Raw genomic sequence first — 12,251 nt, forward strand, 5'->3', positions numbered from 1 at the left:
CGGGGCCGGACCTCAGGCCAGCTGCACCACGGTGCGGGCGTCCGCGTCCCAGCGGCGCAGCGCCACGGCGCGCAGCGGCTCGGGGTGCGGGGCCAGGACGTCGAGCGCGGCGGCCACCTGCTCCGGGCGCATCCGGCGCGCCAGGGTGATGTGCGGCGTCCAGGCCCCGGGGAAGGAGGTGCGCGCCTGCCCGGGGACCGAGCCCACGGCGTCGCAGACCCGCCGGTGCAGCTCGAGCAGCTCGGGGGTGGTCACGACCTGGCGGACCACCACGTAGCCGCCCCGGCCCGGACCGAACAGCAGCACGCCCGCGCTGGTCAGCGGCAGGTCCACGAACCCGGCGGCCGCGGCGACCCGCTCGTCGACCCCCGGCACGGTCTCCGGGGCGAGGGACGGGGCGGCCACCAGGGTGATGTGGGGGCGGTTGGACTCGGAGCGGTGCCGGCCGGAGCTGGGCAGCCCCGCCTCGGCCAGCCGGTCCCAGTCCGCGCGCACGGCCGCCTCGGCGTCCTCGCCCAGCAGCAGCTCCAGGCTGTGCACCGTCCACCTCCTCGCGCGTCGGCCGGCGGTCCCGCGGGATCCGCCTCCGGTGGACGCGAGTCTAGCGGGGCGTCCGCCGTGCTTGCCTATACTGGCCGGACGGCAACGGGAGGATCTCCATGACCGACATCGCGATCCGTTTCGAGGGCGCCGGCAAGACGTACCCGGACGGGACCACGGCCGTCGAAGCCCTCGACCTCGAGATCCCCCGCGGGTCCCTCACCGTGTTCGTGGGACCCTCCGGCTGCGGCAAGACCACCTCCCTGCGGATGATCAACCGCATGGTGGAGCCCACCTCCGGCACCGTCACGGTCGAGGGCCGCGACGTCACGTCCGTGCCCGCCCACGAGCTGCGCCGCTCCATGGGCTACGTCATGCAGCAGTCGGGCCTCCTGCCGCACCGGACCGTGGTGGACAACATCGCGACCGTCCCGCGGCTCAACGGCGTGCCGAGGAAGCAGGCGCGGGAGCGGGCCCGCGAGCTGCTGAGCACCGTGGGGCTCGCCGAGGCCCTGGGCTCCCGCTACCCCTCCCAGCTCTCGGGCGGTCAGCAGCAGCGCGTGGGCGTGGCCCGGGCGCTCGCCGCCGACCCGCCGGTCCTGCTCATGGACGAGCCGTTCTCCGCCGTGGACCCCGTGGTGCGCCAGGACCTGCAGCGCGAGCTGCTGGACCTCCAGCGCCGGCTGCACCGCACCATCGTGTTCGTCACCCACGACATCGACGAGGCGATCCTGCTCGGCAACCGGGTGGCCGTCTTCGCCACCGGCGGGCGGCTGGCGCAGTACGCCACCCCGGAGGAGCTGCTGCGCGCTCCCGCCGACGACTTCGTGGCGGACTTCGTGGGCCGGGACCGCGGCTTCCGCTCCCTGACCTTCGATTCGGCCCACGACATCCCCGTGCACCCGGTGGCCACCGTGCGCCCGGACGGCACCCAGGGCGTGGCCGGCACCGGGGACGGGCCCGTCCCCGACGGGTGGACGCTGCGGGTCGACGACGACGGCGCCCCCCGCGGCTGGGTGCGGCCTGGCGCGGAGGACGACCCCGTGGTCGGCGGCACCCTGCACCGGCCCGGCAGCTCCCTGCGCAGCGCCCTGGACGCGGCCCTGTCCTCGCCGTCGGGCCTCGCCGTGGTCGTCGACGACGACGGCCGGGCGGTCGGGATCATGCAGCCGGGGGAGATCATCGCGGCCATCGAGGACGCGCGGCTCGGCGGGCGGACGCCCCGATGAGCTGGACGAGCCGGAACTGGCCCTACGTCCTGGAGCTCACGGGCACGCACCTCGTCCAGTCGGTGCTGCCCCTGCTGCTCGGCGCCCTCGTCGCCGTCCCGGTGGCCCGGCTCGCCGCCCGCAACCGCACGCTGCGCCCGGTGCTCGTCACGGGCTCCTCCCTGCTCTACACCATCCCCTCCCTGACCCTGTTCGTGGTGCTGCCCCTGCTCCTCGGCACGCAGATCACCTCGGTGGTGAACGTGGTCGTGGCGCTGACCGTCTACGTCGTGGCCATCCTGGTGCGCTCCTCCGTGGACGCCTTCGAGTCCGTGGACCGCGACATCCTGCAGGCCTCCACCGCGATGGGCTACCGCCCGCTGCGGCGCTTCTTCGCGGTCGAGCTGCCGCTCGCGGTGCCCGTGCTGGTCGCCGGGCTGCGGGTCGCCTCCGTCAGCAACATCTCCATGGTCAGCGTGGGCGCCGTGATCGGCGTGCAGTCCCTCGGCACCCTGTTCACCGACGGGCTGCGCCGGTCCATCCTCGAGGAGATCGCGGTGGGCATCGTCCTGACCGTGGTCCTGGCGGTGCTCATGGACCTCGTGCTCCGGGGGGCCGGCCGCGCCCTGACGCGCTGGCAGCGCGCGGGCACGGCCCCGGTCCCGCGCGTGCGCAGAGGAGCGGTCGCGTGAGCCTCGCCGGCGGCGCCCTGGAGTGGCTGACCGAGCCCGAGAACTGGTCCGGGGCCGGCGGCATCCCCGCCCGGCTGCTGGAGCACCTGACGTACAGCGGCGTGACGATGGCCGTGGCCCTGGCCGTGGCGGTCCCCCTGGGCCTGTGGGTGGGGCACACGGGGCGCGGCTCCGGCGTCGTCGTCGGCCTGGCCGGGGCGCTGCGCGCCCTGCCCACGCTGGGCCTGCTCACCCTCTTCACCCTGCTGCTCGGGCTCGGACTGGTGCCGCCGATCATCGCGCTCGTCCTGCTCGCGATCCCCCCGATCCTGTCGGGGGCCTACGCGGGGGTCGCGAACGTGTCCCCGGCCCTCAAGGACGCCGGGGCGGCGATGGGGATGACCGGGAGCCAGGTGCTGACCCGCGTGGAGGTGCCCAACGCCCTGCCCGTGATCCTGGGCGGGGTCCGCAACGCCGCCCTGCAGGTCGTGGCGACCGTGACCGTGGTCGCCTACATCAACCTCGGCGGCCTCGGCCGCTACCTCATCGACGGCCTCGCGGTGCGCGACTACGACCGAATGCTCGGCTCCGTGGTGCTCGTGGCGGTCCTCGCGCTCGTCGTGGACGCCGTCCTGGCCCTGGCCCAGCGGCTGTCCACCTCGCCGGGGCTGCGCCTCGCCGCTCCCTGACCCACGCTGCCACTGACCCCCGTCCTCCCGAGCCCCACCGTCCTCCGTGCCACCGACCGACAGGAGAACCACCATGACCACCGCTCCCGCGCTCCGCCGCCGCGCCGCCGCGCCCGCCCTGGGCGCCGCCCTGCTGCTGGGCCTGACCGCCTGCGGCGGCGGCGACCCCCTCGCCGAGGAGGACGGGTCCGCGACCACGTCCTCGGAGACCGTGACCGTGGGCTCAGCCGACTTCCCGGAGAGCCAGATCGTGGCCGAGCTCTACGCCGGGGCGCTCGAGTCCGCCGGGGTCGAGACGGAGACGTCCCTGGGCATCGGCGCCCGCGAGGCCTACGTGGGGGCCGTGCAGGACGGGTCCGTGGACGTGGTCCCCGACTACTCCGGCAACCTGCTGCTCTTCGCGGACCCCGAGGCCACGGCGAGCTCGGCCGACGAGATCATGGCGGCCCTGCCGGACGCGCTGCCCGAGGGCCTGACCGTGCTCGAGGCCTCCGAGGCGGAGAACAAGGACGCCATGGTGGTCACCTCCGGGACCGCGGAGCAGTACGGGCTCACGAGCATCGCCGACTTGGCGGAGGTGTGCGGGGAGCTCGTGATCGCGGGTCCGCCCGAGTTCGCCGAGCGCGCCTACGGCCTCGACGGCCTGGAGCAGAAGTACGGCTGCGTGCCGGAGTCCTTCGAGCCGATCAACGACGGCGGCGGCCCGCTCACCGTCCAGGCCCTCCTCGACGGGGACGTGGACGTCGCCGACATCTTCACGACCACCCCGGCGATCGCCGACAACGACCTCGTGGTGCTGGAGGACCCGGAGAACAACTTCATCGCCCAGCAGGTCCTGCCGCTGGCCGCGGCGGACCGGCTGCCCCAGGAGGCGGTGGACGCGCTGAACGAGCTCTCCGGCAAGCTCACCACGGAGGCCCTCATCGACCTGAACCGCCAGGTCAGCGGCGAGGACCAGGTCAGCCCGGCCGACGCCGCGCAGGAGTGGCTGTCCGCCAACGGGTACTGAGCCCGCGCACGGCACCGGAACGGGCGCCGCGTCCCGGGGTCCGCGATCCCGGGGCGCGGCGTCCGCCCTGCACAGGGTTCTCCACACGCACGGCGTCCTCTCCGGGGGTCCTCCGCGCCCGCCGGGGCGCTCCTGGAGGGTGCCGGCGGGCCTTTCCCCACAGTGTCCCCAGGACTCGTCCACACCTGTGGACAACTCTGTGCACAGGCATGTGGAGGAAGCCCCGGGTCATCCGCTGAAAAGCTGGGAGCGCATCAGTATGCTGAGGGGCGGACCGCTCCCGCCCGCCGGTGGCAGCTGGTCCTCGACCATCCGAGGGCTCGTCGTCAAGGAGGATCTCGAGTTCGGAGACTGCCCGCCCCGGGGCGGACGACCGAAGGAGCAGTGTGCCGAACACCAGTACGCCCGGTATCCCGGGCCTGTCGCCGGAGAACCAGGCGCGCGTGATCACCGCGTGCGTCCGCCAGCGGGTGCAGGAGGGCCGTCCGGCGGACCTGCCGGGCACGGGGTGGACGGACTTCGACCGCAGGTTCGACGAGCACTTCCCCCGGCTGACGCTGCTCTTCGCCGAGATCTACGGCCACCGCGAGGACTTCCTCGAACAGCTCAGCGAGCTCGGGCTGCAGCTGGCGCGCTCCTGGGCCGAGCGCCCCGACGACCTCAAGGACCTGGACGCCCGGCGCGAGCAGGACCCCGCGTGGTTCGGCGCGCGGCAGATGCTCGGCGGGGTCTGCTACGTGGACCGGTACGCGGGGAACCTGCGGGGCATCCGGGAGCAGATCCCCTACTTCCGGGAACTGGGCCTGACCTACCTCCACCTCATGCCCCTGTTCGAGGCGCCGGAGGGCAACTCGGACGGCGGCTACGCGGTGTCCTCGTACCGCCGCGTGGAGCCGAGGCTGGGGACCATGGAGGAGCTCGCCGAGCTGGGCCGCGAGCTGCGCCGGAACGGGATCAGCCTGGTCCTCGACTTCGTCTTCAACCACACCTCCAACGAGCACGAGTGGGCGCGCCGGGCCGCCGCGGGGGAGCGGGAGTACGAGGACTACTACTGGATCTTCCCGGACCGCACGGTCCCGGAGCAGTTCGAGCGCACCACGCGGGAGATCTTCCCGGACGACCACCCCGGCTCCTTCACGCGGATCGGCGCCGGTGAGGAGGACCCCCGGTGGGTGTGGAGCACCTTCTACTCCTTCCAGTGGGACCTCAACTACACCAATCCCGCCGTCTTCCGGGCGATGGCCGCGGAGCTGCTGTTCCTGGCCGCCCAGGGCGTCGAGGTGCTGCGCATGGACGCCGTCGCGTTCATCTGGAAGCAGCTGGGCACCGCCTGCGAGTCGCTGCCCCAGGCCCACGTGCTGCTGCGCGCGTACAACGCGCTGTGCCGGATCGCCGCGCCGGCCGTGCTGTTCAAGTCCGAGGCGATCGTCCACCCGGACGAGGTCGCCCGGTACATCGAGCCCGGACAGTGCCAGCTGTCCTACAACCCGCTCCAGATGGCCCTGACCTGGGAGGCCATGGCCACCCGGGAGCCGAAGCTGCTCGCCCAGGCCCTCGAGGAGCGCCACGCCCTCCCGCCCGGCACGGCGTGGGTGGACTACGTGCGCGGCCACGACGACATCGGCTGGACGTTCTCGGACGAGGACGCCGCCCGGCTGGGCGTGCACGGCCACGACCACCGCCGCTTCCTCAACGCTTTCTACACCGGGCGCCACCCCGGCAGCTTCGCGGACGGCGTCCCGTTCCAGGAGAACCCCCGCACGGGGGACTGCCGCGTGTGCGGGACCACGGCGTCCCTGCTGGGCCTCGCCGAGGACCCGGCGTCCGCGGTGGACCGGGTCCTGCTCGCGCACTCCGTGGCGATGAGCACCGGCGGCATCCCCCTGCTGTACCTGGGCGACGAGGTCGGCCAGCTCAACGACCCCGCCTGGAACGAGGACCCCGCGCACGCCGGCGACGCCCGGTGGGTGCACCGGCCGCCGCGGCCCGTCCAGGACTACGAGCGCCGTCACGAGCTGTTCTCCGTGCAGGGCCGGATCTTCGGGGGCATCCGGAGGATGGTCGAGCTGCGCCGGAACTCCCCGGAGTTCGACGGCAACACGCTCCTCCCGTTCGACGCGCACAACCCCCACGTGCTGGGCTACCAGCGCCCGGGCGGCAACACGGTGGTGCTGTGCCTGGCGAACTTCTCCGACTGGTCCCAGTTCGTCACGGGGGAGACCCTCTCGGGGTTCCTGCCCCAGGCCGTCGAGCTGCACGGCAACACCGAGCTCGACCTGCGCCACGGTCTGCTGCTCGACGCCCACGGGTTCCTCTGGATCCGCGTGCTCCCGAAGCGCTGACCCGTGGGTGCGTGGACGGTGCTGGTGCTCTCGGGCGTCCTCGAGGCGGTGTGGGCGTCCGCGCTCGCGGCCTCGGACGGTCTCCGCCGTCCCGTGCCGGCCGTGGTGTTCGCGGTGACGGCCGCCGTGAGCCTGGCCGGACTGTCCTACGCCATGGCCACCCTCCCCACGGGCACGGCGTACGCCGTCTGGGTGGGCATCGGCGCGGCCCTGACCGTGGCCTGGTCCATGCTGACGGGCCGCGAGTCCGCCACGCCCCTCAGGATCCTGCTGGTGCTCGGACTCGTCGGCTGTGTGATCGGGCTCAAGGTTGTCGGCTGAGGCCGGCGCGGCGCGGGCCGAGCGGGACCGGCGCGCCCGTGCCTGGGCGCTGCTGGTGCTCAGCGGGATCCTGGAGGCGGTCTGGGCCACCGCCCTGGGCGCGTCCGAGGGCTTCTCGCGGCCGGGCCCCGGTCTGCTCTTCGCCGTGACCCTGGTGCTGAGCATGCTCACCCTGGCACGCGCCGCCCGGGTGGTGCCGATGGGCACCGCCTACGCCGTGTGGACGGGCATCGGCGCCGTGCTCACGGTCGCGTGGGCGGCCGGCACGGGGCAGGAGCAGATCTCGTGGGCGAAGGCCCTCTTCCTGGCGGGGATCGTGGCGTGCGTCGTGGGCCTGCACGCCGCCGACCGGTCGACCCCGGGGAAGGACCGGTGACCCGGGACCGCAGGCCGGGCGCGCACCTCATGCTGGTGCTCACCGCCACGATGGCCGTGGGCCCGCTGCTGACCCACAGCCTCTCGGCGATGAGCCCCCTGGTGATCGCGGACCTGGAGCTCACGGAGGCGCAGTTCGGGCTGCTCGCCACCACCACCTTCTTCGTCGCGGCCGTCACCGCGGTGCGCACGGGTCGCTGGGCGGACCGGCTGGCCGCCCGCACCCTGCTGGTCGTGATGTTCGGCGGCGCCGCGCTCGCGATGCTCCTGACCGCCGCCGCGCCGGGCTACGCGGTCCTGCTCGCAGCCATGGTGCTCTCGGGGCTCGGGCAGGTCATGGCCAACCCCGCGACCAACCGGCTCATCCGGCTGCACGTGCCCGCCGGGCGGCGCGCCGGCTGGCTCGGGATCAAGCAGGCCGGCGTGCAGGCCTCGCAGCTCGTGGCGGGCCTGACCTTCCCCGCGCTCGGCCTGCTGCTCGGCTGGCGCACCGCGGTCCTGGTGGCTGTGGGCGCGGTGCTGCTCCTGCTCGTGCACGGCTGGTGGACGGTCCCGGACAACCACCCCGGCACCCCGGCGGCACGCCCGTCCCGGACGACGTTTCCGTCCGGGGCGGCATCACGGCCGCGGACAGCGTCCGGGCCGCGGACGGCGTCCCGGTCCGGGACGGGGTCTCCGTCGCCGGCGACGCTGCCGTCCCGGTCCTGGGCGGCCCTCCGGTCGTGGACCGGTCGCCGGACCCGGCGGCCGGAACCGACGAGCCGGCCCCGGACGTCGGGCGCCGCCGCACGGCCGCCGATGCCCGGTGCCGTCAAGGCGTACGCCGCGGCCGCGGCACTGACCGGGCTGGGGGCGCAGGCCGCCAACGTCTACCTGCCGCTCTACGCCCACCGGGAGCTGGGCCTCGACGTCGTCGCCGCCGGGGCCACCGTGTCCGTCTCCGCGCTCGTGGGCATCGCCTCCCGGGTGCTGTGGGCGCGCGTGATGGACCGGCCGGGCACGGACGGCTTCGTGCTGCTGGCCGGCATGGCCCTGGGGGCGGCCGCGAGCGCCGTGCTGCTGATCCTGGCGCCGCTGCACCCCGGCCTCGCGTGGGCGGTGTGGCCGGCGGCCGTCCTGCACGGGGGCGCGGCACTCGCGGTGAGCGTGGTGGTGATGTCCGCGGCGATGCGCGCCGTGCCCGCCGACCGGGTGGGGGCGTCCACCGGCGTGGTGACCATGGGCCTGTACGCGGGGTTCTGCGCCGGTCCGCTCGCCCTCGGCGGACTGCTCCAGCTCACGGGGTCCTTCGCGGTGGGCTGGGGCGTGGTGCTCGTCTGCTACCTGGCCTGCGCGGCGCTCGCCGTCCTCGTGCGCTCCCGTGCACACCGCTAGGACGCCGCCGTCCGGAGTGCTCCCGGCCGCTGCTGCCCCCCGGTCGGCGGGCCCCCCGGCTGCCCGCCGACCGGTGCTGTCCCCCGTTCAGGGGGACCGGCCGGCCTCTGTGCGACGCTCCGTGACGTCCTGGCACGGTCTTCTCAACAGCTTCTCCACAGGCGTTGTCCACAGCGTGGATAACTTCCACCGGTGGAATTACGGGACTCCCTGTCCCGCCGACCCCGCGCTGACCTGCAACGGCGCCGCCGGCCGGGGATCGGGTGCGCCGGTGCTCGTTCTGTGCACGCGTTCCTCCACACCTGTGGACAACTTTCTCCACCCCCTGTGCACCCGGACGGGCGGGCCCCGCGGCGGCCGATCACTAGAGTAGTTGTGTGCACATGCGAATTGCTCCCGTCCGTGCGCTGCGCGTGCCTGCCCGGGGCGCGGATCCGACCGGGGAGCGGAGGACACGATGCTGAAGGGCGCCACGACGTTCCGGCTGGTGGACACGGCCGTGGTCGCGGCCGACCCGGCCCTGGTGGAGCGCTTCCTGCTCGACCCCGGCTGCCTGCGCCGCTGGAACCCCATCCCGGAGCGGAACTACCAGGTCAGCACGGCCGTGCTGCAGCTCGGCACGTCGATCGAGTCCACGGTCCGCGTGGGCCCCCTCCGCTTCTCCTTCGTGAACATCGTCTCCGACCACGTCCCGGGCCGGCGCCTGGGGATGCGCACCACCAAGGGCGTGGTGGACCTGCTGGTGACCATCACCTGGGAACCGGTGGAGGGGGGCACCCGGATCGAGAAGGTCGTGGACGGGCGGTTCACGGAGTCCAAGGCCTGGCTGTGGCGCCTGCTCGAACCGGCCGCGCGCCGGAGCGCCCGGAACGCCCTCGAGACGCTGGGGCGGATGATCGAGACGGGGGACTACGAGTTCACGGTCCCGTCCCAGCTGACCCCCCACCCGCCCCGTTGCCCGCTCGAGAGCCCGCCCGACTTCTTCTGAGTCCCCGCGGAGCCTGCCCGGGGCTCGCCGTACGCTGGTGGCGGAACCTCCTTGACCCCTGCTCGCGCGCGGGACGAGGGTGGAACCACACGACAGCACTCGAAAGGACTCTCCTATGGCCGAGAAGTACACCCTTCCCGATCTTCCCTACGACTACGCGGCGCTCGAGCCCCACATCTCCGCGAAGATCATGGAGCTGCACCACGACAAGCACCACGCCACCTACGTGGCCGGTGCCAACACCGCCCTGGAGAAGATGGCGGAGGCCCGCGCGAACGGTGACGGCGCCGCCGCGGCCAAGCTGTCCAAGGACCTGCAGTTCAACCTCGGTGGCCACGTGAACCACTCGGTGTTCTGGCAGAACCTCTCCCCCGAGGGCGGTGACAAGCCGACCGGTGAGCTCGCCGCGGCGATCGACGACCACTTCGGGTCCTTCGACGCCTTCCGCGACCACTTCACCGCCGCGGCCACCACGATCCAGGGCTCCGGCTGGGCGATCCTCGCCCTCGAGCCCGTCGGCGGCAACCTGGTCATCGAGCAGATGTACGACCAGCAGAACGGCGTGCCCGTCGCCACGATCCCGCTGCTCCAGCTGGACATGTGGGAGCACGCGTTCTACCTCGACTACCAGAACGTCAAGGCGGACTACGTCAAGGCCTTCTGGAACATCGTGAACTGGGCGGACGTCCAGGAGCGCTTCGAGAAGGCGCGCACCGGGGGCCGGTCCATCATCTGATCCCCGATCCGCACCGTCGGGCGCCGCGCGCGCCCGACCCCGCGAGCAGAGCCCCCGGACCACGCGGTCCGGGGGCTCTGTGCCGCCCGGGCAAGGGGCACCGCGGAGGTCCCGGAGCGTCACACGGGCGGGGGAGGGGGCCCGGCGGTGGGGCACAATGGCGGGGACCCTGTTCGCACTCAACGACGAGAGCACGAGGACCCCGCATGAGCGACGAGAACCAGCAGCCCGGCCCCATCACGCACGAGGAGATCTTCCGCTCCCACGAGGGCGGCAAGCTCTCCGTGGTCTCGAAGTCCCCCCTGGCCACCCGCCGGGACCTCTCCATCGCCTACACCCCCGGGGTGGCCGAGGTGTCCCGGGCGGTGGCCGCCGACCCGGCGATGGCGGCCACGCACACCTGGGCCGGCCGGCTCGTGGCGGTCGTCTCCGACGGCTCCGCGGTGCTGGGCCTGGGTGACATCGGCCCGGCCGCGTCCCTGCCGGTGATGGAGGGCAAGGCCGCCCTGTTCAAGACCTTCGCGGACCTCGACTCGATCCCGATCGTGCTCGACACCCAGGACGTCGAGGAGATCGTGCGCACCGTCAAGCTGCTGCGCCCGTCCTTCGGCGCGGTGAACCTCGAGGACATCTCGGCCCCGCGCTGCTTCGAGATCGAGAAGCGCCTGATCGAGGAGCTGGACATCCCGGTGATGCACGACGACCAGCACGGCACCGCCGTCGTCGTCCTGGCCGCGCTGCTCAACGCCGCGGCCCTGGTGGGCAAGGACCTGGCCCGTCTCAAGGTGGTGATCGCCGGGGCCGGGGCGGCCGGGATCGCGATCACCGAGATCCTGCTGGCCCAGGGCATCGAGGACGTGGTGCTGATGGACTCCCGGGGCATCGTCTCGAGGGAGCGCGACGACCTCAACGCGATCAAGGCCGGCTACGCGGGGCGCACCAACCCGCGCGGGCTGATCGGCGGGCCCAAGGACGCCCTCGAGGGCGCCGACGTGTTCGTGGGCGTGTCGGGCGGGACGGTCCCCGAGGAGCACCTCACCGAACTCGCCGAGGACGCGATCGTGTTCGCCCTGGCCAACCCGGACCCGGAGATCATGCCCGAGGTCGCCGCGAAGTACGCGACCGTGGTGGCCACGGGGCGCAGCGATTTTCCGAACCAGATCAACAACGTGCTGGCCTTCCCCGGCATCTTCCGCGGGGCTCTGGACGCCGGGGCGGACCGGATCACCCCGGTCATGAAGCTCGAGGCCGCCCGGGCGATCGCCGCGATCGCCGCCGCGGACGGTCTGCGCCCGGACCACATCGTGCCCTCCGCCCTGGACCCCCGCGTCGCCCCGGCCGTGGCGGAGGCCGTGGCGGCCTGCGCCCGGGCCGAGGCGACCGTCTGACCCGCTCCGCACCCGCTGACCCGCGACGGCCCGGGCGACCACGGAATGCCGTGGTCACCCGGGCCGTCGCGGGTCAGGAGGTGGCGCGTTCAGGCGTAGAAGCGGTTGAGGAAGGTGGCGACCACGGCGGGCCGCTCCTCGCCCTCGATCTCGATCGTGCCGTCGGCCACCAGGTGCAGGCCGTTGCCCTTGACCTCCTGGACGTCGGTGATGGTCACGGTCATGCGGATCCGCGAGCCCACCTTGACGGGAGAGGTGAAGCGGACCTTGTCGAGGCCGTAGTTGACCTTGGTCCGCACGCCGGTGACGTCGAAGAGCTCGGACCACATCGGGATGAGCAGGGACAGGGTCAGGAAGCCGTGGGCGATCGGGGCGCCGAACGGGCCCTCCTGGGCGCGCTCGGGGTCCACGTGGATCCACTGGTGGTCGTCGGTGGCGTCGGCGAACGTGTTCACCTGCTCCTGGGTGATCTCCCGCCAGGCGGAGTGCCCGAGGCTCTTGCCGACGAGGTTCTTCACCTCGTCGAAGGCGACGACGGTCTGGGGCTGGGTCTGTGCTTCGGTCATGGCGTGTCCTTACGTGGTGGCGTCTGTGGTGTCGGTGGTGGATC

General features: G+C 73.3%; 13 protein-coding genes. 11 read left to right on the forward strand and 2 right to left on the reverse strand.

Annotated features, from left to right (window positions below):
* Nucleotides 1-12: 12 nt before the first annotated feature.
* A complete protein-coding gene (locus RF644_RS04890; RefSeq protein WP_017831735.1) occupies nt 13-540 on the reverse strand; it encodes a 2'-5' RNA ligase family protein in 528 nt (175 codons plus the stop codon).
* Between the two features lie 119 nt (nt 541-659).
* On the opposite strand from RF644_RS04890, the gene RF644_RS04895 reads away from it, so the two are divergent.
* The 11 genes from RF644_RS04895 to RF644_RS04945 all read left to right on the forward strand — a co-directional run bounded on the left by RF644_RS04895 (nt 660) and on the right by RF644_RS04945 (nt 11,641).
* Nucleotides 660-1,769: an ABC transporter ATP-binding protein gene (locus RF644_RS04895; RefSeq protein ID WP_368795623.1), complete on the forward strand. Its 1,110-nt coding sequence runs from the start codon at nt 660-662 to the stop codon at nt 1,767-1,769.
* Nucleotides 1,766-2,440, forward strand: coding sequence for an ABC transporter permease (locus tag RF644_RS04900; protein WP_368795624.1), 675 nt, complete (start codon nt 1,766-1,768; stop codon nt 2,438-2,440). The genes RF644_RS04895 and RF644_RS04900 overlap by 4 nt, the downstream gene beginning before the upstream one ends.
* Nucleotides 2,437-3,108 carry an ABC transporter permease gene (locus tag RF644_RS04905; RefSeq protein ID WP_368795625.1) on the forward strand — a complete coding sequence of 224 codons (672 nt, stop codon included), beginning with the start codon at nt 2,437-2,439 and terminating at the stop codon, nt 3,106-3,108. The genes RF644_RS04900 and RF644_RS04905 overlap by 4 nt, the downstream gene beginning before the upstream one ends.
* Before the next feature lie 73 nt (nt 3,109-3,181).
* Nucleotides 3,182-4,117, forward strand: coding sequence for an ABC transporter substrate-binding protein (locus RF644_RS04910; RefSeq protein WP_133409583.1), 936 nt, complete (start codon nt 3,182-3,184; stop codon nt 4,115-4,117).
* 470 nt (nt 4,118-4,587) lie between these two features.
* A complete protein-coding gene (locus RF644_RS04915) occupies nt 4,588-6,459 on the forward strand; it encodes an amylosucrase (protein WP_368795805.1) in 1,872 nt (623 codons plus the stop codon).
* A 3-nt stretch (nt 6,460-6,462) separates the two neighbouring features.
* Nucleotides 6,463-6,780 carry a multidrug efflux SMR transporter gene (locus tag RF644_RS04920; RefSeq protein WP_095650008.1) on the forward strand — a complete coding sequence of 106 codons (318 nt, stop codon included), beginning with the start codon at nt 6,463-6,465 and terminating at the stop codon, nt 6,778-6,780.
* Nucleotides 6,770-7,156, forward strand: a complete 387-nt coding sequence (locus RF644_RS04925) for a multidrug efflux SMR transporter (RefSeq protein ID WP_109221600.1) — start codon at nt 6,770-6,772, stop codon at nt 7,154-7,156. Before RF644_RS04920 ends, RF644_RS04925 begins: the two co-directional genes overlap by 11 nt.
* Nucleotides 7,153-8,529 (forward strand): MFS transporter, encoded by a 1,377-nt coding sequence (locus tag RF644_RS04930; RefSeq protein ID WP_368795626.1) that lies wholly within the window; start codon nt 7,153-7,155, stop codon nt 8,527-8,529. Before RF644_RS04925 ends, RF644_RS04930 begins: the two co-directional genes overlap by 4 nt.
* A gap of 457 nt (nt 8,530-8,986) precedes the next feature.
* Complete coding sequence (locus tag RF644_RS04935; protein WP_368795627.1) at nt 8,987-9,517, forward strand: SRPBCC family protein; 531 nt, start codon at nt 8,987-8,989, stop codon at nt 9,515-9,517.
* 115 nt (nt 9,518-9,632) lie between these two features.
* Complete coding sequence (locus RF644_RS04940) at nt 9,633-10,253, forward strand: superoxide dismutase (RefSeq protein ID WP_272026394.1); 621 nt, start codon at nt 9,633-9,635, stop codon at nt 10,251-10,253.
* Between the two features lie 206 nt (nt 10,254-10,459).
* Nucleotides 10,460-11,641 (forward strand): NADP-dependent malic enzyme, encoded by a 1,182-nt coding sequence (locus RF644_RS04945; RefSeq protein WP_368795628.1) that lies wholly within the window; start codon nt 10,460-10,462, stop codon nt 11,639-11,641.
* A gap of 89 nt (nt 11,642-11,730) precedes the next feature.
* Here the strand turns inward: RF644_RS04945 and RF644_RS04950 are convergent, their stop codons facing one another.
* Nucleotides 11,731-12,207 carry a MaoC family dehydratase gene (locus RF644_RS04950; protein ID WP_368795629.1) on the reverse strand — a complete coding sequence of 159 codons (477 nt, stop codon included), beginning with the start codon at nt 12,205-12,207 and terminating at the stop codon, nt 11,731-11,733.
* Nucleotides 12,208-12,251: the final 44 nt, after the last annotated feature.

The sequence above is a fragment of the Kocuria sp. CPCC 205258 genome (genome assembly GCF_040981005.1).
GTDB lineage: Bacteria > Actinomycetota > Actinomycetes > Actinomycetales > Micrococcaceae > Kocuria > Kocuria rosea.